Origin of the sequence: Marinobacterium sediminicola (genome assembly GCF_022343685.1) — a bacterium.
GTDB lineage: Bacteria > Pseudomonadota > Gammaproteobacteria > Pseudomonadales > Balneatricaceae > Marinobacterium > Marinobacterium sediminicola.
The window spans coordinates 2,646,572-2,671,230 of record NZ_CP092123.1; the positions used below are offsets into that span (position 1 = coordinate 2,646,572).

A 24,659-nucleotide genomic window follows, 5' to 3' on the forward strand; every position below is an offset into this window, starting at 1 on the left:
CCCGCTGCGGCTTTTTTATGCCCGTGAAGGGCCCTGTTCAGTCACCGTTGACGAACGGGCAGAGCAGGTTGTTGTTGTAACTATCCAGAATTCCGGCCAGGTACTTGGCTTCCTGAGCCAGTAACCGGTCGGTTCCCTTCGGTTTGCTCAGGTAGTCGCCTGTGCCGGTGAAACCGATCTCAACCAGCAGCTGCTCGGCAGCTACTTTGGCATCCATCAGTTCCGGACAGACAGCCGCTTCAGCCGCAATGTTCAGCTGTACAGCCATCAGCTGGGCAGCCAGGCCATAGGCGGCATCGCTGGCGTTCTTACTACCATCACCCACCATTGCGGGGTCCGCATAGTCGCGCTTGTCGAGGATATCGACACCTACGGCACACAGGTTGACTTCCATTTCCGGGTGCAGGTAGATCGGCAGGAACTCATCCAGAATGTTGTAGAATTCCGGATCGGTCAGCCAGCGATCATACTGGTTACCCTTGCCGTCACAGCTGGTCCAGTTTTTCCAGAAGCCGATGGTGTGGGCCTTGCCACCCGGAGGCGGTGTATTGTCCACATCGAACTGCTCGGTTTCATCCGGACTCAGCATGAAGGCGGCACATTCACCCATGTAGTCTTCGCCGATACTCCAGGAGTACCAGGTCAGCAGGCCTTCGTTACCGCTGCCGGTCAGCGTCCAGCCCGGCTGAACATCGAGTTCGCAGAACTCGTAGTCCCCCGGTACCAGCTTGGCCATACCGCCAACGTCGACACAGATGCTCGGGTCTGCGCCAGCAACACAGCTGAAGGTCGCAAAACCGGTGATTGCATCGCTGGTCGCTTCGGCAACCGCACTACCGCCAGACAGAATCTGGAAGTTGAAGACCGGATAGAGACCATTCGGCGCGATGCCGGAGACGGTTTTCAGTACTTCTGCCATACCACGCTTGGTATTTTCGAAGGTACAGGTCACGGTCTCGCCCGGCTGCAGATCAATGGCACTTGGATCACTGCCATCACTGCAGTAGGAGTCGGTCAGATCCCAGCCATCCGGTACGGTTTCACTTACGGAGTAGATACCGTATACCAGCGCATCGGACATGTGCGGTGTGCTGGCATCAGCCAGGAAGAACGGATCAGCATAGTCCGGATTGAAGCCGAACTCCTGCAGATCGCCTGCCGGATCGGTCACCTTATCGACGATGATGTAGCCGCGCTTGGTGTTCTCGAAGTAACACTCGACGGTTTCGGCATCATCGATGCTGACACTGACTGAAGCCGTTCCCTGATCCCAGGTTGTCGGCGCAAAGATCTCGCGATCATCCACACAGTAGAGATCGGTCAGATCCCAGCCTGCCGGTACCATTTCATTGAGGCTGTACACACCCGGTTCCAGACTCAGGAAGGTTGCCTGAGGCCCGGTGGTCGGGGTGTTTTCACTCAAGGTGGCCAGACTGAACGGCGGCAGGGTGCCATCGGCACTCATGTAGTCGAAGCTGCCTGTATCACCAATGGTGGTTTTGTAGATGATCAGGTTGCCCGGAGCCGCCAGCTTGGTATTGGTGAAGGTACACTCAACAGTTTCGCCTGGTGCCAGCTCGATGTTGGCGGTGAAGCCACCGGTTGAGCTGTCACCGGTCGGGTCGGTACAGCTGATGTCAGTCAGGCTGAACAGACTCAGCGTCGGGTCCATCTCGGTCACGTCGTAACTGCCCGGGAGCAGGTTCATGAAGGCATGGGAGACACTGTCACCGGAAAGGGCGCTGCTGTCGAAGTGCCAGCTCTGTGCAGCCAGCATGGCGTCGAAGCTGCCTACACCACTGTCGTAGTAGAAGTCGCCCGCCAGGTTGAGGGCATTGTTACCTTCCACCACTTTGGTGATGATGATTTGGCCGCGCTTGGTGTTCTCGAACGTACAGGTCACGGTTTCACCCGGGGCCAGATCGATCGCACTCGGATCGCTGCCATCGCTGCAGTAGTAGTTGGTCAGATCCCAACCGGCTTCACCCACTTCCGCGACGTTGTAGATGCCCGGAACCACCAGACCAGAGTCAAACAGCGGACTTGCATCCTGCAGTTCGAAAGGTCCGAAACTGGAGGTGAAGTCGAAGTACTGCTCGTCACCGGACGGGTAAGTCACCTTATCCACCAGGACCTTACCGCGCTTGGTGTTCTCGAACGTACAGGTCACGTTTTCACCCGGGGCCAGATCGATCGCACTCGGATCGCTGCCATCGCTGCAGTAGTAGTTGGTCAGATCCCAACCGGCTTCACCTACTTCTGCGACGTTGTAGATGCCCGGAACCACCAGACCAGAGTCAAACAGCGGACTTGCATCCTGCAGTTCGAAAGGTCCGAAACTGGAGGTGAAGTCGAAGTACTGCTCGTCACCGGACGGGTAAGTCACCTTATCCACCAGGACCTTACCGCGCTTGGTGTTCTCGAAGTAACACTCGACGGTTTCGGCATCATCGATACTGACGCTAACAGCAGCCGTACCCTGATCCCAGGTTGTCGGGGCATAGATCTCCCGGTCATCCACACAGTACAGCCCGGTCAGATCCCAGCCTGTCGGCACCACTTCGTTGAGGTTGTAAACACCCGGTTCCAGGTTCAGGAAGGTTGCCTGAGGCCCGGTGGTCGGGGTGTTTTCACTCAAGGTGGCCAGACTGAACGGCGGCAGGCTGCCATCAGCACTGACGTAGTCGAAGCTGCCGATATCACCAATGGTGGTTTTGTAGATGATCAGGTTGCCCGGAGCCGCCAGCTTGGTGTTGGTGAAGGTACACTCAACAGTCTCACCAGCTGCCAGCGCAATGTTGGCGGTAAAGCCGCCGGTTGAGCTATCGGCAGTCGGGTCAGTACAACTGATGTCAGTCAGACTGAACAGACTCAGCGTCGGGTCCATCTCGGTCACGTCATAACTGCCCGGAGACAGGTTGGTGAAGGTATGGGACACACTGTCACCTGAGAGTGCGCTGCTGTCGAAATGCCAGCTCTGTGCGGCCAGCAAGGCATCGAAGCTGCCCACACTGCTGTCGAAGTAGAAATCACCCGCCAGGTTGAGCGCGTTGTTACCCTCCACGACTTTGGTGATGATGATGGTCGCCAGCTTGGTGTTTTCAAAGGTGCAGTAGAACTCGTAATCTGCACTCTCCGGCAGGTTAACCGTAAAGGTACAGTAAGCACCTGCCACACTGTTAGACTCGCCACCGCTGACATCGGTCAGTTCCCAGCCCTCGCGCGGCAGTTCGGTGATGGTGTATTCACCCTCGAACAGGTCGGCACTGAAGAACGCATTGCCATCGCCATCAGAGGTTGCGGCAACGCCAGCACCCAGCCCCGGGCCGGTCAACAGGAACTCAAAGCCAGCCGGACTTTCGCTTGCAGGCACGGTGACCTTGATCGCTTTGGCCTTGGCGGGTTCAGCTTCGTTAACAAAGTAGACATCGCCGCCACAGATCGGCAGCAGGATGCTAGCCTGTTGCTCGCTATCCAGCGTAAAACCATCACTGCCGCTGACTTCTACGACGCGATAGGTTTGATTCGGATCCAGGTTACCCACAACCACATGGTTGCTGAGTTCACCCGGGCCGAAGCCGATTTCGACGTTTTCGGCGACCAGAAGATCGTCGTCACCTTCAACAACCTGGTAGACATCGAAGAAGAAGCTTGCGCTTTCCCCATCATCCAGTGTCAGGTCGATCGATTTGTGAATGGTCAGTTCAACCAGCGGGTAGTCCGCGAAGGTTACACTGGCATTCTTGCTGACGCTGTAGCCATTGGAGGCCTGCAGGGTTGCAGTATCCGGCAGTTCACCCTGGCTATCTCGCGGCTCATCCAGGTAGATGGTTTTGACGAATTCGACATAGCCATCGCCTGTCTGCTCTGTGGATGCCCAGCTCACCGAACCAGCGGTCATGCTGCCCAGCGTGTAGCCATCGGTAAAGTCGCCACTGCCATCGACGGAATCAACCGAGAACATGTAGCCCAAACCGGAGATCGGGCCTTCCACATCCGTAATGACTGAAGTTGCGTCTACTTCATTACCGCTCGGCTGTACCTCGGCTGAGGCGAAAGCATCAGTCTGTCCGGGTACTTCAATTTCACCGATCTTGTAGGTGGCATGGGCAATATCGTTCAGGCCATAGACATTAGGATCCACATCCGGAATGGTGTGGGTCAGCAACTTGACGGTGTCACCGGCCGGTACCAGCACATCATCTGCGCTGGCAGTGCCCAGAAGCACCTCGCCACTGCCCAGATTACCGTAGATCCGGTCGGTCACGCTGACGTGAACATCCAGATGCGCCGGGTTGTAGGCGTAGATGTTGGTGACCACGGTGACCATGCCGGACTCACCCGGCAAACGCTGCCACTCGATCCGAATGGTGGTGGTTTCGGTCATCGGATCGTCGCGTTCACAGCTGTTCTGGAACGACAGATCAGACGGGGTGGCGGTTTTGGTCAGGTTCCAGATGTAAACGGTATCCTGCTGTGCATTCATATCCTTGTTCAGGTCCTGCGGCAGAATGTCGGCCACCGGCAACTGGATACGCTTCTGACCGATGTTGGAGTTCGCGAAAAACTCGTTCCATAGGTTGGATTGCAGCGAAGAACCACTGAACTCACTGGCCCCTAACGACAGACGCTGTGCATAGTCATACACACAGGTTTCACCGGCTGCCATGGTGGCTTCGATCTCACGATAGATGGTCTCGTAGGCCCCACCGGCACCATCGCCTGGAGGCGTGATCGAAACCGGACCCGATACAACAGGGTTACAGGTACCGTCTGAGAGGGCGGTATTGAGCGTCAGCTCGGTGATATCATCCCAGCCCACGGTACTGACACTGTTCGGGGTATAGTCCCCGGCCACGATGAAGTCGAACGTCTGGGCTCCGTTACCGTTATGCAGGGTGACCCTGTGCGGCACATAGTCCAGCTCGTTCCATTGTTTACCCAGGTTACCGGTGACGTAGCCTTCATCGGTACAGGTAAAGGTCGTTTGATCATAGGTTGCGCCCGTTTCCAGACGACAGCCTTCCAGAGTAAAGCCAATCTGCACCGGTTCAGTTGCCTGAGAAGCCCAGGACATCAGCAACATGGCCAATGCAAAAGGCATCCAGAGCAGCTTTCGCCAGCTGATGGCATATGAATTTCGGGACGACATGTCCCACCTCCTTCGACATGGGCCTTGTTATTGTTGAACCCGTGTCGAGTTGCTCCATCTCCCCTTGCGCTCGGTAGCTGATTGCGGCTTTGGCACACTGCTCGGTTTTCCTCAGCTCCGATACCACTGCAGCCCCGGTATGGGTACCACAGCAGTCAGCATCACAATGGCTTGATGAATAGTTGAGAATCGAGGCTTCGCCTCACCCCTCTACCACCAGGCTCATCTCCTTCAGCATCGGGAAATACGCCTGGCGTCATTCAATCGCCAAAGCCGCATGGTGCCCTGTTTGGTACAAGGAACGTGCCAATCATTCAAGGCCATGATTTATAAGGACTTTCAAAGATATTTATGGTGTAGAAGAGGGAGGGATATGTTCAGCAACTTGATAGCCAATTGAAACGCCAGCCTATACAGGCTCTTAATAATCAATAGCTTGGAAGAGCTTCAACCGCCTGTAAGGAGCAGTAAACAGGAGTACCAACAATAAAACAGGCCCGACGAGTGCCGGGCCTGTTGAGGAGGGGGAACTAACAGTGGAGATTAACGCTTATCCATGGGTCGCGCAGGCAACTCCAGTCCTCGCAGCTTGTTTTGATATTCTCGGGTCACCTCACGCGCATCGGCGGTATCGGTCACGGCGGTGGGCGTGATCATGACCACCAGTTCGGTGCGCGATACACTTTTGCCACGGCTGCCGAAGGCCCAGCCGATCACCGGCATGTGGCGCAGGTAGGGCACGCCTTCACTGCCGTTATTGCGACTTTCCTTGATCAGGCCTCCCAACACCAGAGTTTCGCCGCTTTGAACAGCCACGCTGGTGTTGATTCGACGCTGAGTGATCGTGGGTGAGTCTATCGAGGAGCTGGTGGTTTCCTCAGCCACATCGTTCACTTCCTGGGTGATATCGAGCACCACCATCCCCCCGGCATTCACTCTGGGAGTCACTTCCAGCAGCACACCGGTATCGCGGTATTGGATCGTGCTCGTGGTGTTGAGGTTGTCGCTGGCGGTATTGGTGGTCGATGAGGTACGAATCGGCACCTGATCTCCGACCCGAATCTCTGCCGTGCGGTTGTCCAGCACCATCAGCGATGGTGAGGAGATCACGTTAAGCCGCGAGTCCGAAGCCAGCAGGTTCAGCAAGGCACGTGTCTCGCCAGCCTTGAACACTTCAAAGGTGGCACTGTTGATCACATCAGCAGCGGCCAGTGAGAAACTGCCAAGCGTTCCCACGCCTTTGCTGGAGCCACTCAGGTGACTCTTGAAGAACCAGTTAAGGCCATAGCGCAGCTCATCTTCCAGCGACACTTCAACGATGGTGGCCTCAACCAGCACCTGCAACGGCAGTACATCGAGCTTTTGGATCGCCCGATAAACCTTGTCGTAGTCAGTTGGCGAGGCCATGATCAACGTGCGTTGTTCTCGTTGTCGGCAATGATCACATCACCGACATGCATGTGCTAGTCGGTGTTGTGCGTCGTTCGGCGTCTCTCTTGCGGTCTGTCGGCCGTGCCGGTCTCGCTGTCGTCTGCGTTCGCGCGCGCTCTGTCTGGCTGTCCTGCGTCACTGCGCGTGCGCGTCGCGTCTGTGCGCGCTGTTCCGCTCTCGCGCGCTCGCTGGCGGCGTCGTGCTCGCGTCTGCGTCCTCATCTTCGCCGTGTCAGCTCTCTGCGCGGCTCCGCTCTCACCTTCCCCGGTTGCGTCCTCACTGGCCGGTGTCGCGGGTCGCGGCTGATTGCTGTCACGGTCGGCACGGCTGCGGCGCTGCCCAGCGAACAACTCGTCCAGCATTTCAGCCATGTTCTCGGCCCGCCCGTTCTGCACGTAATACACGTACATGCCCAGCCCCTGAGCACCTTCCGTGCGGTCCAGCCGCCGAATCCAGGCGCCTGCATCTCTGAGGTATTTCTTTTGCGGCGTAATCACCAAGAGTGCGTTCAACCGCTCAATCGGCAGGAAGCTGACGACGCCCGCCAGGGGACCTTCAGCGCCATCACCGAAGATCACCTCCAGTTCGGTCATCAAGAGTTCAGGGTCGACGGCCTGCAACCGGAACAGGCCAACGGACATCCCCTGTAACTGATCCACATCGAATGCCTTGATGGTCTCCTTGAGGTTAATCAACTCTGCCTGAGTGCCAGCCAGCGTCACCATGTTTCGGCGCACATCCGCTTCCAGCAAGCCCTGCCTCGGTTTCATGGGTTCCAGAATCTTCACCATCTCCTGAGCACCGATATACTGCAGCGGAATAACCAGCATCTGGTAGCCTCGGTCAGCACTCAAATTGGCTTTGAGGCTCACTGTACCGCCATTGATACTGTCGATGGGCAGCACCTCATAGAAGTCTCCCTGATCCACCAACGCCGCTCCGTTCACCTGCAACAGCTTTTCCAGTGTTGGGATCAGTGCCTCGCGGTTGATCGGGCGTACCGTCTGCATGTTGGCAATCCCTCTCACCCGATCATCCAGAATGTAGTTGACCTGCAGAATATCGCCGAGAATGGTGCGAACGATTTCACTGATCTCGGCATCCTGGAAATTGAAGGTGATATCGCCGTTGATGGGCTCGCCCGGGGGCGATGCGCTCAGGTCGATGAAGGTACCCGTTCCCGTGAAGTACTCGGCGCGAGGGCTTTCCCCTCCGGGAGTACTGGAGCTTTCCACACTGTAGCGAGCCCCCTCATTGGTGGGTGAAACACTGGCCTCACTGGTCGTACGGGACGTAGAGGTGAAGCTGTAACGGCCTTCATCCGGCTGACGCCAGGGGCTATCCAGTGCATTCGGGTTCTGTGTGCCTTCCAGTGCACAGGCGCTAAGCCCCATCACTGCAAAGAGCAAGATCAGGTGGCGCACCGCGCGCTTGATCCCCCGCGGGTGGTCCACAGCTGAAGAGACGCAGTTATTCATTGGACACCTCCTTGGGTTGTGGCTCGTCTGGCTGAGATGCCGCACCATCGGCACCTTCATCCTTTGCTTCTGTACGTTCATTGGCAGGAACCTCTCTGGGTTCGGTGTCCCTCGGTTCTCGTAATTGCATCAGTACCTGTACATCTCCGGCTTCCAACAGGATGTCGTTGCCGTGGATCTCGGTCAGGACCCAGGTATCGTCCAGCGGCATACCGGTCCCCAGTATTCGATGCTGATCACCATTTCGCTGCCTCAGCATCGCCTTGAATTCGCTTCCGACCAGCATGATGCCCGTGAGCTTCCACTGTTCTCTCAGTTCTTCTGCGGTTGCCATGCCAAGCATGGCGTTGTCGTCAGCAGCGGGTCTGCGGCTGGGGCTGAACAGGGGGCGCTCCAGAATTTCATTGAATTGGCTCAGTGGAGGAAATGGCGGCAACGACAAAGCCGGCAGGCCTTCACCGCTGTCAGCAGGCGTGGTTTCGGCGCTGGCTGAGGTGTGAACCCCAAACAGGAGCAACACAGCCACCAAAAAACCGATTGGATAGTTCATAGCTCAGCCTCCCCTGCTGTATAGCCGGTCAGGTTCAGCCGTACATCCAGTTGGTTGACGTTGGCGCCGCTGCGGCTCTGCCGTGTCCGGTTCTGAGCCCTGGGGTTGGCCAACAGTGCCAGGCTGTCGAAAAACAGCAGCGGCTGTCCGGCCTCCAGCTGATACAGCAAACTGACCAGCTCGGACAGGTCCGCTCTCAGGTGAGCCTGAATGGCCACCGGCTGTAACACGCCTGAATCATCGACATTGACGATCTGGGTACTGATAACCTGGACCCCATTCCGGCTCGCCTGGCTGTGCAGCAGCTGCTGTAACCTGGCCGCAGCCAGTGCCGGTGTCGATTCCTCCAGCAGCCACTCCGCTACCGGTGTATTGGCCTTGAGCACGCGCAGGTGTTCCTGCTCCTGAGGCAAGGCACTGATCAACCGTTCGTAGACATCGATACGTGTTTCCAGAGCATCAATCGCATCGGCCGTCGTAAACCAGTGCTGCCACAGAGGCACGAGGAGTACACGCACCAGCAACAGCACCACCAGCAACAACAGCCCCAGTGCCAGCCATCGGCTGCGAGTAGAAGACGAAGCGTTCATGGCTGCACCTCCTGGGTCACCTGGGCACGAATACCAAAGCGCTCGCGGCCTGAGCGGGGGTTGATCGTCACAGGAGACGTAAAGCTGACGTTGCGCAGCAACGCAGATCCTTCAAGTTGACTGATCAGATCGGAAGCACTGGACGATTCGCCCTGAAGCTGCAGCTCCCCTCCTTCCAGTTCCAGCCGATTAATCCAGGTGTGATCCGGCAGCTGCCGCGTCACCTCATCCAGCAGCACCAGCGGCGAAGGCTGCGCCATACGGCGCTCGTAAAGAAAGCGCCATCCCTGCTCCAGAGTATTGGCCTCCCCCCTGACCGTTTGCGCCTCTTCCGCTTGCTGCTGCAGGGGTCCGACCTCGGCCTGCAAAGCCTGCAAGTGCCTGTCCTGATAGTAGAACAGGATGGCCAGTACGAACGCTGCCGCCACCAGCACCAGCCACGGCCAACGGTTGCGAATCTGCTTGTGCGGACGCTGGCTTTCCGGCAACAGGTTCAGCTGATTGCGCAAATGGGGATCAGCCTCCTGCCCCTGAGGCAGGATCCAGTCAGGTTTCAGGCCCGCATTGTTAAGGGTCTGCAACAGTTGTTCACGCCGAGTATTGGGTAAAACAAACAGATCAACCTCAATGCGCTGAAGTGTCCGATCCCGTTTAAGCACCTTGAAACTGTAACTGGCCTGATCGGCACTGAATGGAGTATGGCGATCCAGCTCGAATCCCAGCACGGCCGAAAGCCGGGGCTCGGTCGCTGCCGGCAACTGGATCACTTTGTGCAGCAGCAGCTTCAGTGGCAACACGACCAGCAAGGGGTTACGCTCCCTGCCCTGATGCTGCCAACCTTTTAATGCCGGGTTGCCATTCAGCTGGTCCCTGTCGATCCGCAGGGGCTTGCCACCCTGTTCAAGTTCAAAGGCATCGCCGGTGTAGGTCAGCTGACGCACCCGTGCTTTCAATTGCCTGCGCCAGCGAGCCGGTACGGCTGCTTGCAGCTCGGTCAGCCACCAGTTCCAGAACATTCTGACTCGACTGACCAGCAGGAATAGTTGGCCTGCTTGTGTCTTCATGATGTGCCTTCCTCTTCTGGACCTGCCCAGGGTATGTCACCGGGCAAGGGTCGTTCGGGAGTCAGCCGTATGCGGGCGCCCTGTCTCATCAGACGAGCCGCACGCCGCAAGCGAACCTCTTCCCCCAGGCGGGCTTCAACGTCTACGCGAAAATGCAAACCGCTGCGCCGTTCATCGGTATAGGGAGCAGCATCAAACGGCAGTTCAGGAAACGGCAGGCCCTGCTCCCAGGCTTCTCGGCGCTGCTCGATGAAGTCTCTGACAACCTGTTCACTGGCGTTGGGCAACGCCATCAGCACTTCGAACGAGGCCACCCTGGGGTTGACCGTGCGTACCCGCGTCATCAACGTCAGATGAGGCAACAGGTAGGTGTATATCTCGTTGCTCATGCCCAGGACCAGGTTCAACTCCTGCAGCGAGGCAAAGGGTCGGTTGGCCGGGCCAGCCTCACGGCCCACAGCCTGATATTCGGCAACCTCTGCGCCGTTCAGCCGCACCAGATCATCGCTGTCACGCCAGTCCTCGATGGCGGCCACCAGCTGCGCACGCTGCAGGCTGTCCTCGATCACCGGCAAGAGCAGAGCATCCAACAGCTCGGCCGGTGCCGCATTCAGGTCCAGCTTGCCGCTTTCATCCTGCAGTCTGACGCCGACACGGGTTTGATCCAGCCACAACCAGTGCACGGCTCCGTCTGCCAGCCAACCATCGGCGGGCGGTTGCTGCAGGTTCCACATCGCCCAGCTGATACCCGCATCCGCTGCCAGCCCTGCCCGGGTTCCCTGCTCCACATTCAACGTCTGACGACTGAAACTGCGGCTTGCCAAAGACAGGTTCGTTGCGATCAGGCTCAACAACACCAGCACCCAGAGGACAGTGACCAGAATCACTCCACGGGGCACGGGATTAACCGCCTTCTCGCGACTAGCGCTGACGCAAGGCATGGCTGTATTCCTCCAGTACGATGGCCAGTGGAGGCCAGGACCGGGCGGACACTTCGGCATCAGGGGTCAGAACCCTGAATTCAACCAGTCTGGGCAGCTGCAGCTGGTCAATCCAGTCGGCCTGTGACACCAGAAACTGATCCGGCTGCTCCCAGTAGCTCAACTCAAGTTGAGCGGTCGGCAGCGACATCAGGGCATACTCTTCGATCAGGACTTCCTCCCCCTCTGCCGTCAGTTCACCGGGGGAAAACAGCATCTCCCAATCCACCCACTCCGCTTCTTCATAAGGACGGGCCTGAAGCACCAGCGCACTTTGCTCCTGCTGATCGCTCATGAACAATCGGTACCAGTAGAGCGAATCATCCGGCTCACTTGCACGCCCGGGCGCCACAAAAACCAGCTCATCGGCAGCCCCCATGAAGGCCAGCGAAACCTCTCCGCCCGGCCCACGTACCCGCTGGTTTCTCGCTTGTGACACCAGATAGCGCAACAGCTGCTGCAACTGGAATTGTTCCGCCACCTGCTGCTGATACCGGTCGTTGCTGTCCCAGCTGCGTGTACTCAACCGCAAACCACCAAACAGCAGCATCATCACCAATCCCATCAGGACCAGCGCAATCAGCAGTTCAACCAGCGTAAAGCCGTTTATGCGACGGGACATCATGGTGCGACTCCCAACCTGAGTGTCGTTAATTGCAGCTCCGATGCCGCCCCCCAATACACTGAAATATCAATGCGGTAGGGAATGATTCTGGACTCCATCACCAGTTCCTCCTGGCCCGGAAACGTGAACGGACTGACTTCCAGCTGCCAGCGAAAGCCGTCCAGTTCAAAGTCCCCCCGCTCAGTCCCGGGCAACAAGTCAGAACGCGCCAGCACTCTGTCCAGTTGCGATTCGGCGAGCATCAACGCTTGCTGCCGCTCAGCGGCACGCATACTGGTATCCAGGGCCTGAGCATTGATGCGCATCATCACGCCCAGCGTGCCCGCCAGAATGACGAAGGCCACCAGCACCTCCAGCAAGGTGAATCCGGATTGCGGCGTCTCCGACCTAGCCATCGATCGTCACCCTGCCGGTAAAGGCCTCGACCCGGATTCGATACTGGTCGCCATCGGACTGGCTCATCGATAAAACGCCACCGTTACTGCTGCCATCCGGGTAAAAGATCAATTGAGGATTATCCGGCGTCAAAGACTCCCTTCCGGGCAAATCGCGCACGTCCAGCTCCACCTCGACATCCTCGGGCCAGGCCAGTCGGGGGGAGCCATCAATGCTGTACCACCCTTCATCGACCACGAGCTCAAGGCTACGCCGCTCCGAACGGGTCAGGGCTTCGCTTCTGAGTTCCCGGAGCAGGGCCGCACTCTGCAGTGCAAAGCCCTTGAATTCAGCCCCCGGGAGGACCTTGCCGATATTCGGTGCTACCAGTGCCAACATCAGCGCCGCGATCACCAGCACCACCAGCAGCTCCAGCAACGTCATGCCTGCGTGGTGGATAGCGGCTCTGTGGTTACTCCCAGCTGCGCACATCCTGATTCTCTCCATCTCCCCCCTCACGACCATCGGCACCCAGCGAGTAAAGGTCATACTCTCCGTGCTCACCGGGGAAGCGATAGTGATAGTCGTTCCCCCAGGGGTCCTTGCGTACGACCTTTTTCTTCAGATAGGGACCATTCCAGTTACTGACGCCACCGGGGGCGCTCACCAGCGCATCCAGCCCCTGTTGAGAGCTGGGGTAGTTGCCGACTTCAAGACGATACAGATCCAGCGCGGCACTGAGCTCTTCGATCTGCAGCGCTGCCGTCTGAGTCTTGGAAGACCCCACATGACGCAATACCTGAGGTCCCACGAGGCTGGCCAGCAACCCGAGGATGACCAGAACCACCAGCAGTTCCAGCAAGGTAAAACCGCTGTGGGCAAGGAATCGGGAGCGATAACGCTGTTTCATAACTTCACCTCTTCGTGCTGCCCCAGTGTTGTCACAACGGCAGCTCATTGATCGACATGATGGCAACGAGGATCGACATGATGATGCCGGCAATCATCAGCCCAAGACCGACAATCATCAGCGGCTCCAGTATGGTCAGCATGCGCTGGATGCTGACCCCCACCTCACGGTCGTAAAGGTCCGCAATTTTCAGCAGCATTTCGTCCAACTCACCGGTCTCCTCGCCCACCCGGATCATCTGTATCGCCAACAGCGGGAAACGGCCGCTCGCCTGCAAGGGGTCGGCCAGGCGGCGACCGGCGCGGACTTCTTCAGTGGCTTGACGCACCACCTCGATCAATTGCGCATTGCTCAGGGTATCTCGTGCAATCTGCAAGGCACTGACCATGGGAACGCCTCCACGCAGCAGCGTCCCCAGACTTCGACTGAAGCGGGCGGTCTCCAGTCGTTGATTGAGCCCCCCGACCAGGGGCAAATCCAGTTTCAGGCTATCCAGACGCAAGCGCGCCTCGGGATCTTTCAGGTACCGCCTTGCCCCTATGCCGACCAGGACCAATCCAATGAGTACCCAGGGACCGAATGCCTGAATAAAGTCGGCAACAGCCATCACGACACGCGTTGGCAAAGGCAACGCCTGCCCCATGTCGGCAAAAAGCTGTTCGAACTGGGGAATCACGTAGGTCAGGATGATGATCAGTGACAGAATGGCGACGACGAGCAAAATCATCGGATACAGCAGTGCAGAGGTAACCTTTTCCCGGAGCGCCTTGCTGCGCTCCATATAGGCCGCCATATCGGCGAGCCCCGTATCCAGACTGCCCGCGCTCTCGGCGGCATGGACCATGCTGACATAGAAGGGAGTAAACAGTCCGTCCTGTTCCTGCAGCGCTTTGGACAGTGAACGTCCCTTTTGAACCCCCTCCTGGACCCGCTTCAGCAGCGCCTGCTGCGCCGGATCAGGGCTGACCTGCAACATGATCGTCAGTGCGCGGTCGAGGGAAAGTCCCGCGTGCATCAGTTCCGACAGCTCCTGAGTGAACTGATACACCTGCTGAAGCTGCGTGTGACGACGGTTATCAAGTTTCAACCAATGCCAGAAGTCTTTACCCTGAGCAGCCGGTTCAATCAGCAGCGGTATCAACCCTTTGGACTGGAGCTGGCGCACTACGCTGTCACTGTCACGCGCTTCGAGTTCACCCTTGAACTCTTCACCCTCCTGGGTCACTGCACGATAGAGAAACTGGGGCATAATCAATCACTCCTGCGTCACCCGGATCACTTCTTCCAGGTTGGTGAGCCCCTGCAGTGCCTTGGCACAGCCATCTTCATACATGGTCCGCATCCCCGCCGCACGGGCAGCTGCCTGCATCCGTCCGGCATCAGCATGATCCAGCGCCAGACGGCGGATCTCTTCATTCATCTGCAGCAGCTCATGGATGACCAATCGCCCGTAAAACCCTGTTCCCTGGCAATGAGAGCAACCGGAGGCACGCCATAATTGCAACGGCCCCTCTGCCTTGGCAAATCGAGACAGACCCAATTCACGCTCAACTTCAGGGAGCACCTCATAGGGCTCTCGACAATGGGGACAAAGCACACGAACCAGACGCTGGGCCAGAACCGCATTCAGCGTTGATGTCAGCAGATAATCCTCCACGCCCATCTCCAGTAAACGAGTGATGCTGGATACGGCATCATTGGTGTGCAGGGTGGATAACACCAGATGCCCGGTCAGCGCCGATTGGACACAGATACGGGCCGTTTCCAGGTCACGCATCTCGCCCACCATGATGACATCCGGGTCCTGACGCACGATGGAACGCAGCGCGTTGGCAAAGGTCAGCCCGATGGAGGACTGCACCTGAATCTGATTGATCCCGGCCAACTGGTACTCCACCGGGTCCTCAACCGTGATCAGTTTGCGCTCCGGGGTATTGAGCTGATGCAAGGCGGTATACAGGGTGGTGGTCTTACCGCTGCCGGTCGGACCGGTGACCAGAATCATGCCGTTCGGGATCGCCAACAGCTCGTTCAGCTGACGGTGGCAGTCCTCGGTAAAGCCAAGGGATTCAAAGTCGAAAGAGATGCTTTCTCGATTGAGCAGGCGCAACACCACGCTCTCGCCATGCATCGTGGGAACGGTGGAAACACGCATGTCCAGGTCTTTGCCCTGCACCCTCATCTCGATGCGACCATCCTGCGGCAACCGGCGCTCGGCAATGTTGAGCCGAGCCATGATTTTAACGCGCGAGATTACCGCCGGTGAGAGCTGTACCGGCGGCGCTTCCCCCTCTTGAAGCACCCCGTCGATGCGGTAGCGTACCTTGAGCTGATTCTCGAAGGGTTCGATATGGATATCTGAAGCTCGGGCATCCACGGCGCGCTGAATGATCAGGTTGACGAGGCGAATTACCGGCGCACCGCTTGCTATATCCATCAGCTCTTCAACGCTTTCCTGCTGATCTTCAGACGGCGTGACATCGGCGAGGATATCCCCCATCTGGCTCTGGCCTTCGCCATAGACCTGATCCAGCACCTGAACAATCTCCGAGCCAATCGCGACACGAGGCCTGACTTGCTGGTCTCGCGCCATGATAACGGCATCGATCAGGAAATGGTTGAAGGGATCGGCCATCGCCAGCGTCAGCAGGCCATTTTCAACCTGCAGTGGCAGCACCTGATTGTCACGCATGAAGCGCTCGGACAGGCCGGGTTCGGGGTCACAGTCAGCGCTTAACTCAGCAAGGGACAGCACAGGCTCGTTCAGATGGCGGGAAAGGGCGTTGGCCATGTCGCGCTCCGCGACCAGGCCAAGGCGCACCAGTAATGTTGGCCAGGAAGCCGGCTCAGGCTGCGACTGGCGCATCTGGCTGACACGCTCAAGGTCACTGCCACTGATCAGACCAGAGCTGACCAGCTCATTGACCAACACCTCCTCAGGATCCTGCTGCTGGGAGGCCGCTAACTCACTCATTTCATTCCTCCTCGCCTGCAGTGGCAGACTCAGAGCATGAAAGCGGTACCAACGTGCCTGTTTCAGTACCCCCTGAACGCACGACCTTTGTTACGGCCAGGACGGAACGTCTATCCCATACTATAGACACTAATCGAACAGACGTTGGACACTCGGCCTGTATATTTTTTGCAACGCGTGATGTTTCTGACAGGACTGTAAATCAGGGTTTACAGGCTGTGTGGCATGAAGAAATGGTAGAACCTTGAGGATACAGGGATGGGCCTGCCGGTCCCTGGCAGATCCCTGCAATGGAATCAGCGGTAAAGCAACTCCGGCAAAAAGAGCGCGATCGGGGCAATGAATACGATCAGCGCCAGGCGCACGATGTCGGCGCACCAGAACGGCGTCACACCCTTGAAGATAGTGCCCGTTTTCACATCTCTCAACACCGCACTGAGTACGAAGACGTTCATACCCACCGGCGGTGTAATCAAACTGATCTCGGTCACAACTACGACGACTATCCCGAACCACACCAGATCAAAGCCCATGCTCGCCACCAGCGGATAAAACACCGGTACCGTCAGCAGCATCATCGACAGGCTTTCAAACACCATGCCCAGCACGATGTAGATACCCAGTATCGCCAGAATGACCACGATCGGCGCGACGTCCAGCGCGGTTACGAACTCCAGCAGCATGTCCGGCAGACCGGCACGGTTGATGAAGTCGGAGAAGATCAGTGCACCGATCACCACCGCAAACAGCATGGCCGAGGTGCGCGCCGTATCGGTCAGCGTCTCGAACAGGTTGCGCAGCGTCAGACGACCACGGAACAGGGTAATCAGGAAGGCACCACCGGCACCGATACCCGCCGCTTCGGTCGGGGTGAAAATGCCCAGGTAGATACCGCCCATCACCACGGTGAACAGTACCAGTACGCCCCAGACACCCTTCATCGCCTGCAGACGCTCGGGCCATTCGGTCTTTTCGCCCGCCGGACCGGCACTGGGATCACGCCAGACGACATAACGCACGGCCACCAGATACAGCAGGATACCCAGGATGCCCGGGATGAAACCGGCCGCGAAGAGTTCACGGATGGAGGATTCGGTCAGCAGACCGTAGATCACCAGAATCACGCTGGGCGGGATCAGGATACCCAGGGTACCACCGGCCGCGATGGACGCGGTCGCCAGCGCATCAGAGTAACCGTACTTGCGCATCGGCGGCATCGCCACCTTGGACATGGTGGCAGAGGTCGCCAGACTGGAACCGCAGATGGCGGAGAAGCCGCCACAGGCCACCACTGTTGCCATCGACAGGCCGCCCTTGCGGTGGCCGAGGAAAGCGTTGGAAACAGCGTAAAGCTCATGGGACAGGCCTGAGCGGGTGACCAGGTTACCCATGAGAATAAACAGCGGAATCACCGACAGGCTGTATTCCTGCACGGTGTCGATCACGCGGTTGGACGCCATGGACAGGGCGCCTGTCCAGCGGAAGTTGGCGATATTGCTCAGTTCAAGCCCCTGCAAAAAGGCAAAGCCAAAGAAGCCGACCAGGCCCATGGCAAATGCGATCGGCATCCTTACCACAATGATCAGGAACAGGAGGACGGCAAAGCCGATCAGTACAACTGACATAAAGAGATACCTGTGTCCGAGTGAAGTTAGGCTTTATTCTGAAACAGAATGCGATAGACGCCGTAGGTGATCATGCCGAAGGCAGTGGCCCAGCTCATGATCGCGATGTACTGCACGACGTAACCGGACGGCATGGCCAGGAATTCGGTCACCACGCCACGACGGATGGAACGCTCGCCCAGCTCGAAGATCCGCAGCGCCAGAAAGTACAGCGACGAGGACATCACCAGCGCAGCCAGCAGTGCCAGCACCTTGACCACCCTGGAGCCGAGAAAACGGTCCAGCAGGTCGACGACGATATGGCCGCCGCGCCAGGTCACGACCGGCATCGCGGCGAAGACCATCACCGCCAGACCGATCTCGGTCAGTTCGGTGCCGCCATGCAGCGGGCTGTTGAACAGATAACGCCCAATGACATCGACGCAGGTCAAGGCCATCAGAGAAAAAAGAACCAGCGCGGAAACCACTTCGAGAAAAAAGGCCAGCCATCTGGCCGGCCCTTTCTCGTCATAATGCGCTTTCAGCCAAGCGGCAAATGACATGCTTACTCCTGAACTTTTGCAACAACCTGGGCTTCATACTCACGGGCAATCTGGCGCAGTTCCTCAAGAGCGCTTCGTGCATCCACAGCCAGATCGGCTACGCTTTCAATCCAGGCTTCATCGATGCCTTCAGCCAGCGCCTTGTATTCCTGAGCCAAGGCGTCGTTCTCGCCAACCACATTGATCTTAACTCCGCTGGCACGCGCCTGCTCCAGACCTGCGATGTCCGACTGATCCTGAGCCCAACCGCCCAGTGCAGACAATTTTTCACCTGAGACACTGAGGATCGCGTCACGATCTTTCGGGTCGAGGTCATCAAGGAAATCCGGGCTGATGAAGAAGGAGAAACTGCCCAGATACATGCCACCCGGCAGCTGGGTAGTATCACTGATCACCTCATCCAGGCGCAGGTTCTTGACGTCACAGACCGGCAGGAACACGCCGTCGATGACACCCTGCTGCAGCATTTCGTAAACCTTGGGTGCCGGCGCAGAGACAGGCACCAGTCCCGCTTTTTCACCAATCACGGACTGAACGCCACCACCAACACGGATTTTCTTGCCCTGGAGATCAGAGATGGAGTTGACCGGGAAAGTACTGTGGATCTGACCCGGTCCGTGGGTGACCAGCGCGACCAGCTCCAGGCCGTCAAACTCATAGGTATTCTGGAAATATTTCTGGTGCACACGCCAGTGAGCGACAGAAGCCGCCTCGGCCGATACGCCCAGCAACGGTTGTTCAACGATCTGGGTTGTACGGAAGCGGCCCGGCACGTAACCGTGGTAGCCCCAGCTGGCATCGGCCACACCATCTTCCACCAGGTTGAACATGGTCTTCGGGTGGCCCAGGTTGTACTCGACCACCAACGTCACGCGGTTGTCAGTGGCCTCTTCGATCCACTGCTTCCAGGTGGGCAGCACCACTTCATTCACCGGGTGCGTAGGTGGCATCCAGCTGGCGAAACGCATCACGGTCTGGCTCCAGGCTGAAGCAGAGAATAGGGTACCGGCAGCAGCCAGTGCCAGGGCGGCAAACTTCGTCTTTTTCATGGGTCGTACCTGTCTTGTTATGGTTATCAAGTGCTATTACTTGTTGCTTGGTGTGTCGAAAAAGTCATAAGCAAAGGGCCTGCAAAAGCCGGCCCTTCGGGTTTTATTGACGCTTGAGCAGATCCAGAGCCACGTCCACGATCATGTCTTCCTGACCACCGACCATGCGGCGCTTGCCCAGCTCGACCAGAATATCGACGGTCTTCAGGCCGTATTTTTCAGCCGCCACTTCGGAGTGACGCAGGAAGCTCGAGTAAACGCCGGCATAACCCAGCGCCAGAGTTTCGCGGTCCACGCGGACCGGACGGTCCTGCAGCGGACGCACGATGTCGTCAGCCGCATCCATCAGCGCATACAGGTCGGTGCCGTGCTCCCAGCCCATCTTGTCGAAAGCGGCAATGCACACTTCCAGCGGTGCGTTACCGGCACCGGCCCCCTGACCGGCCAAGGACGCATCGACACGGTCACAGCCCTCTTCCACTGCAACGATGGAGTTGGCTACACCGAGTGCGAGGTTGTGGTGGGCATGAATACCGGTCTGGGTCGACGGCTCCAAAACATCCTTCACCGCACGAAAACGGTCACGGATATCCTGCATACCCATGGCACCGCCTGAATCGACCACGTAGATACAGTTGGCACCATAGCTCTCCATCAGTTTGGCCTGCTCGGCCAGGCCCTGAGGGGTCTGCATGTGACTCATCATCAGGAAGCCGACCGTATCCATGCCCAACGTGCGGGCATGTTCGATATGCTGGCGGGAAACATCCGCCTCGGTGCAATGAGTCGCGACACGCACGATGCGGGCACCCGCTTTGTAAGCATTTTCCAGATCGTGAACGGTACCAATGCCGGGCAGCAACAGCGTGGCGATCTGGGCATGCTCGACCACTTCAGCGACCGCTTCGATCCATTCAAGATCGGTATGCGCGCCAAAGCCGTAGTTGAAACTGGAGCCCTGCAAACCATCGCCGTGCGAGACCTCGATGGAATCGACTTTCGCCTTGTCCAGCGCACGGGCGATATTCTGTACGTTCTTGATTGAGTACTGGTGGCGCACCGCATGGCTGCCGTCGCGCAGCGTCACATCAGAGATATAGAGTTTCTTGCCGGGATTGAAGGTCATGTTTGTCGTCCTCAGTTAACCAGTGACTTGGCGATGCGCTCGGCAGTACCCAGCGCAGCAGACGTCATGATGTCGAGGTTGCCGGCATAGGCCGGGAGGTAGTGGGCCGCACCTTCCACCTCCAGAAAGATGGAAGTTTTCAGGCCACTGAACTGGCCATGACCCGGAATGTGGATCGGCTGATCCTCAGGGATCTCGTCAAATTGCACTTTCTGCTTCAGGCGGTAGCCCGGCACATAGCTTTGTACGGCAGCCGCCATCTCCTCAACGGACGCTTCCACCTGCGCCTGATCGGCCTTCTCTGACAGAACGTACACGGTATCGCGCATCAACAGGGGCGGCTCGGCAGGGTTCAGGATGATCACTGCCTTGCCCTTGCTGGCTCCCCCCACCACTTCGATTGCTTTGGTGGTGGTCTCGGTGAACTCGTCGATGTTGGCACGGGTACCGGGGCCTGCGGACTTGCTGGAGATGGAAGCGACGATCTCGGCATAGTGCACCTTGGCCACGCGGGATACGGCTGCCACCATCGGGATGGTCGCCTGGCCACCGCAGGTCACCATGTTCACGTTGCCCTCGTTGATATGCTGCTCCAGGTTAACCACCGGCACACAATAGGGACCGATTGCCGCCGGGGTCAGGTCGATAAACTTGAGCGATTCCTTTTTGCCGCGCAGGTACACCTCGTTGTGCATATGCGCCTTGGCCGAGGTCGCATCAAAAATGATATCGATCTCCTCGAACACCGGCATATTCGCCAGTCCCTCCACCCCTTCGTGGGTGGTGGCAACGCCCATGCGCGCAGCACGGGCCAGGCCATCGGAATTAGGGTCGATGCCCACCATCGCGCCCATCTCCAGGCACTCGCTGTTGCGCATGATCTTGATCATCAGATCGGTACCGATGTTACCGGAACCGATGATGGCTACTTTGGTCTTTTTCATTCTGACTCCTGCTGCAAGAGTTTCAGGCGCTTGCCTGCGCAAACTGGACGGCCACCTGGCCGACACCACTGATTTCGGCGTCGAAACGATCTCCCGGGGCACACTCCACCATCGGCCCAAGCGCGCCACTGAGGACCAGATCACCCGCTTTCAGCGGCGTGCCCATACGGCTCATGGTCCGTGCCAGCCAAAGGGCTGCGTTGAGTGGATTTCCCAGACACTCGGCGCCACTGCCGGTAGAGACGGTTTCACCGTTGCGGGTCATGCGCATTTCGGCACCGCGCAGATCGATGCCATCGAGCCGGTGAGCCGGTGTACCCAGTACGAAGCAGCCGCTGGAAGCGTTGTCCGCTACGGTGTCGACAAAACGGATATCCCAGTTGCGGATGCGGCTGCCAACGATCTCCAGCGCCGGCACCACCCAGCCAATCGCCTGCATCAGCTCGGCATGGGTACAGTCATGGTGCGGGAGGTCACGCTCAAGGATGAACGCGATCTCGGCCTCGACCTTGGGCTGCATGACCTGGTTAACGGGGATGATGTCGTTGTCGCCGAAGCTCATGTCGGCAAAGAGCGTACCGAAATCCGGCTGATCGACACCCAGCTGAGCCTGCACGCGTGGATTGGTCAGGCCGATCTTGCGCCCGACGATACGGCGCCCCTGAGCAACGGCATGCTCGGTGTTGATCTGCTGGATACGATAGGCCAAGGCCGCATCCTGAGCATCCAGCAGATCCCGGACCGGTGCGGTGGCTTCGTTGGTTTCTTCAGCTGTGCGCAAGCGCTCAGCCATCTCGTTTAGCTGTTGTTCGTTCAACATGTGACTCCATACCCTGGCAGTGCATCACAGTAAGGCGACGGGGCAGTTTCGGGTTGATAAAAACAGGCAATGCGGAGAATTAACTGACGTTGATATCTTGGCTTAAGCCAATATCACACTGAGCAGGCATATACAGATTGATATCGGGAATAAAACCAATGGCCAAAACAGAAATATATTCACGACTCTTGCTTCGGATTTTAACTATATTTAAGCCAATGACTTTATATAGTTTTATACAGGCGTGACTGCTTGATCCATCGAATATCATCTGTGGACTCCGAGAAGGCATGTTTTTATTATGTCCCGGAGTATAGGAACAGCGCGTCAGGGACAGCAACAGAAATCGAACGTAGGGTGCACTATGTGCACAATTTTCCACAAGGAGTTATCCATGTCTGAACGGGACAATCCTCCGGGACAGGGCGAGTACAAGCTGGTTCAGGGACTGATGCGCGGACTGTCACTGCTGCATTGTCTCAACCGCTGCGATGGCGGCGCACGCATCACCGAGCTGGCACAGAAGACCGGACTGCATCGCACCACCGTACGACGGCTGCTGGAAACCCTGCAGCATGAAGGCTATGTCCGCCGCAGTGAATCCGACGACAGTTACCTGTTGACGCTCAAGGTGCGTGAACTCAGTGAGGGCTTTCGCGATGAACAGTGGGTATCCCAGTTTGCAGCGCCTTTGCTGGGTCAGCTACTGCAGGAAGTCGTCTGGCCCACTGACATCTCGACGCTGGATGTGGACGCCATGGTCATCCGGGAAACCACACACCGCTTCAGCCGCCTTTCATTTCACCGATCCATGGTCGGGCGTCGTCTGCCGATGCTGCTGACCGCTGCCGGTCGCGCCTATATCGCCAACTGCCCGGAACAGGAACGCAATCAGATTCTTCAGCTTCTGGCCAGCCGGGAGGACAGCCAGGGACGCCTGGCCCGTGACACGGAGTATGTTGACAAGCTGATCCGCAAAACCCGTCAGGATGGTTACGGCTCCAACTACCGTGACTGGGGAGAAGAGGGCCGTATCGCCGCCATTGCTCTGCCGATTCGCCATGAAGATCGTGTACTGGGTTGCCTCAACCTGGTGTACATCGCAGACGCCATGACCATTGAAGAAGCGGCAAAGCGTTATCTCAAGTCGATGCAATCAATCGTCAATCGAATCGAGCGCAGCCTTTCTCCGCAGATTCGCTGACACTGTCCACACCCGCTGTGCACTATGTGCACCTCGAGTCTGTTTTTCCTTGATGTTATTTTTCCCTCTGTCCAGAATCCATCCTAAATAAATCGTAAGGGTTTCCACAAACCCAATTAACCCTGGCGATTGTATCTGGTCATCATATTTTAGATCGCTGCTGAAACGGCATTTATTCATTCCGAAAATACGCATGGAGCTTGGCATAAATATGTCTCTCGCTCCTGCATACAGATAAAAAGAAGGTAGAGATATGAGCATCATGCTTAAATGCCTGTCGCATACCCCGCTGCGTGGCCGAAATGATCCTGGCGCAGATGTTGTTACCGAAGTGGACGCGGTTTTGAATACGGCACGTGCAGAAGTGGAAGCGTTCGATCCTGAGCTTATTCTGGTGTTCGCACCTGACCACTACAACGGCCTGTTCTACGACCTGATGCCTCCGTTTGTTGTTGCCACAGCAGCCGAGTCGGTGGGTGACTATGGCACTCTACCGGGGTCTTTGTCTGTTGACTCCGAACTGGCACTGGAGCTGACCCGCCATCTGATGGACAGTGATCTGGACATCGCGCTCTCCCACCGACTACAGGTCGATCACGGGTGCACCCAGACGCTGGAAGAGATGACCGGCAGCCTGAGCCGCTACCCGGTGATTCCGATCATCATCAACTCGGTGGCACCTCCGTTTGTGCCCTACCGTCGCATTCGCAAACTGGGCGAGGCCGTTGGCCGCTTCCTGGCCGGGCTGAACAAGCGTGTCCTGATCCTGGGTACCGGTGGCTTATCACATGAGCCCCCCGTTCCGCTGCTGGCAGACTCCCCTGAGGAAGTTAAGGAATTCCTGATCTGCGGCCGTAACCCGACCCCGGAGGCCCGCGCGGCCCGTGAAGCCCGCACCATCGCCGCCGGCAAGATCTATGGCACAGAACTGTGCCAGCAAACTCCGCTGAATGCGGCGTGGGATGAAGCCTTCATCGAATTGCTGCAGAGCGGTGCGCTTGAACAGGTGGATGATTTTGACATCCAGCAGATCTCTGCAGAGGCAGGACGCTCTACCCACGAGGTACGCACCTGGGTCGCCGCCTTTGCCGCAATGGCTGCCTGCGGCCCTTACCAGGCACGCAAGGATTATTACCGTCCGATCAACGAATGGATTGCGGGCTACGGCGTGGTCAGCGCCACCCCCGCCTGAGCTGACCACAGCTGAACAATAAATCGAA

21 protein-coding genes are annotated in these 24,659 nt (G+C 57.7%); 2 read left to right on the forward strand and 19 right to left on the reverse strand.

The genetic code is table 11. The annotated features are described in order from the left end of the window. Positions 1-37: 37 nt before the first annotated feature. From LN244_RS12025 to mhpD, 19 genes are all read right to left on the reverse strand, one after another. Positions 38-5,152, reverse strand: a complete 5,115-nt coding sequence (locus tag LN244_RS12025) for a prealbumin-like fold domain-containing protein (RefSeq protein ID WP_239040024.1) — start codon at positions 5,150-5,152, stop codon at positions 38-40. Positions 5,153-5,695: 543 nt separating this feature from the next. Further along, positions 5,696-6,559 carry a type II secretion system protein GspD gene (locus tag LN244_RS12030; RefSeq protein WP_239040025.1) on the reverse strand — a complete coding sequence of 288 codons (864 nt, stop codon included), beginning with the start codon at positions 6,557-6,559 and terminating at the stop codon, positions 5,696-5,698. 56 nt (positions 6,560-6,615) lie between these two features. Further along, complete coding sequence (locus LN244_RS12035) at positions 6,616-8,061, reverse strand: secretin N-terminal domain-containing protein (protein WP_239040026.1); 1,446 nt, start codon at positions 8,059-8,061, stop codon at positions 6,616-6,618. Next, positions 8,054-8,611, reverse strand: a complete 558-nt coding sequence (locus tag LN244_RS12040) for a hypothetical protein (protein ID WP_239040027.1) — start codon at positions 8,609-8,611, stop codon at positions 8,054-8,056. The genes LN244_RS12035 and LN244_RS12040 overlap by 8 nt, the downstream gene beginning before the upstream one ends. Continuing rightward, positions 8,608-9,201 (reverse strand): type II secretion system protein GspM, encoded by a 594-nt coding sequence (gene gspM / locus LN244_RS12045; RefSeq protein WP_239040028.1) that lies wholly within the window; start codon positions 9,199-9,201, stop codon positions 8,608-8,610. Before gspM ends, LN244_RS12040 begins: the two co-directional genes overlap by 4 nt. Beyond that, positions 9,198-10,265 (reverse strand): PilN domain-containing protein, encoded by a 1,068-nt coding sequence (locus tag LN244_RS12050; protein WP_239040029.1) that lies wholly within the window; start codon positions 10,263-10,265, stop codon positions 9,198-9,200. Before LN244_RS12050 ends, gspM begins: the two co-directional genes overlap by 4 nt. Then, positions 10,262-11,206 (reverse strand): type II secretion system minor pseudopilin, encoded by a 945-nt coding sequence (locus LN244_RS12055; RefSeq protein WP_239040030.1) that lies wholly within the window; start codon positions 11,204-11,206, stop codon positions 10,262-10,264. Before LN244_RS12055 ends, LN244_RS12050 begins: the two co-directional genes overlap by 4 nt. Next, positions 11,187-11,870, reverse strand: a complete 684-nt coding sequence (locus tag LN244_RS12060) for a PulJ/GspJ family protein (RefSeq protein ID WP_239040031.1) — start codon at positions 11,868-11,870, stop codon at positions 11,187-11,189. The genes LN244_RS12055 and LN244_RS12060 overlap by 20 nt, the downstream gene beginning before the upstream one ends. Then, entirely contained in the window at positions 11,867-12,265 is a 399-nt protein-coding gene (locus tag LN244_RS12065; protein ID WP_239040032.1) for a type IV pilus modification PilV family protein, read from the reverse strand. Before LN244_RS12065 ends, LN244_RS12060 begins: the two co-directional genes overlap by 4 nt. Then, entirely contained in the window at positions 12,258-12,737 is a 480-nt protein-coding gene (locus LN244_RS12070) for a GspH/FimT family pseudopilin (RefSeq protein WP_239040033.1), read from the reverse strand. The genes LN244_RS12065 and LN244_RS12070 overlap by 8 nt, the downstream gene beginning before the upstream one ends. Then, a complete protein-coding gene (gene gspG / locus LN244_RS12075) occupies positions 12,718-13,155 on the reverse strand; it encodes a type II secretion system major pseudopilin GspG (RefSeq protein WP_239040034.1) in 438 nt (145 codons plus the stop codon). The genes LN244_RS12070 and gspG overlap by 20 nt, the downstream gene beginning before the upstream one ends. A 31-nt stretch (positions 13,156-13,186) precedes the next feature. Further along, on the reverse strand, positions 13,187-14,404 hold the full coding sequence (locus tag LN244_RS12080) for a type II secretion system F family protein (RefSeq protein ID WP_239040035.1): 1,218 nt from the start codon (positions 14,402-14,404) through the stop codon (positions 13,187-13,189). 6 nt (positions 14,405-14,410) lie between these two features. After that, a complete protein-coding gene (gene gspE / locus LN244_RS12085) occupies positions 14,411-16,129 on the reverse strand; it encodes a type II secretion system ATPase GspE (RefSeq protein ID WP_239040036.1) in 1,719 nt (572 codons plus the stop codon). Positions 16,130-16,425: 296 nt separating this feature from the next. Beyond that, complete coding sequence (locus LN244_RS12090) at positions 16,426-17,754, reverse strand: TRAP transporter large permease (protein ID WP_239040037.1); 1,329 nt, start codon at positions 17,752-17,754, stop codon at positions 16,426-16,428. A gap of 26 nt (positions 17,755-17,780) precedes the next feature. Further along, positions 17,781-18,296: a TRAP transporter small permease gene (locus tag LN244_RS12095; RefSeq protein WP_239040038.1), complete on the reverse strand. Its 516-nt coding sequence runs from the start codon at positions 18,294-18,296 to the stop codon at positions 17,781-17,783. A gap of 2 nt (positions 18,297-18,298) precedes the next feature. Then, the gene (locus LN244_RS12100; RefSeq protein WP_239040039.1) at positions 18,299-19,345 is read right to left on the reverse strand and encodes a TRAP transporter substrate-binding protein; all 1,047 of its coding nucleotides are present in this window, start codon (positions 19,343-19,345) and stop codon (positions 18,299-18,301) included. Between the two features lie 103 nt (positions 19,346-19,448). Continuing rightward, the gene (gene dmpG / locus LN244_RS12105; protein WP_239040040.1) at positions 19,449-20,471 is read right to left on the reverse strand and encodes a 4-hydroxy-2-oxovalerate aldolase; all 1,023 of its coding nucleotides are present in this window, start codon (positions 20,469-20,471) and stop codon (positions 19,449-19,451) included. A gap of 11 nt (positions 20,472-20,482) precedes the next feature. Continuing rightward, on the reverse strand, positions 20,483-21,415 hold the full coding sequence (locus tag LN244_RS12110; protein WP_239040041.1) for an acetaldehyde dehydrogenase (acetylating): 933 nt from the start codon (positions 21,413-21,415) through the stop codon (positions 20,483-20,485). A gap of 22 nt (positions 21,416-21,437) precedes the next feature. Then, positions 21,438-22,235, reverse strand: coding sequence for a 2-keto-4-pentenoate hydratase (gene mhpD, locus LN244_RS12115; RefSeq protein ID WP_239040042.1), 798 nt, complete (start codon positions 22,233-22,235; stop codon positions 21,438-21,440). Between the two features lie 394 nt (positions 22,236-22,629). Between mhpD and LN244_RS12120 the strand changes: the two genes are divergently transcribed. Both LN244_RS12120 and LN244_RS12125 read left to right on the forward strand, forming a co-directional pair. Next, positions 22,630-23,439 (forward strand): DNA-binding transcriptional regulator, encoded by an 810-nt coding sequence (locus LN244_RS12120; protein WP_239040043.1) that lies wholly within the window; start codon positions 22,630-22,632, stop codon positions 23,437-23,439. Positions 23,440-23,692: 253 nt separating this feature from the next. Next, positions 23,693-24,631 carry a 3-carboxyethylcatechol 2,3-dioxygenase gene (locus tag LN244_RS12125; protein ID WP_239040044.1) on the forward strand — a complete coding sequence of 313 codons (939 nt, stop codon included), beginning with the start codon at positions 23,693-23,695 and terminating at the stop codon, positions 24,629-24,631. Positions 24,632-24,659 lie beyond the last annotated feature (28 nt).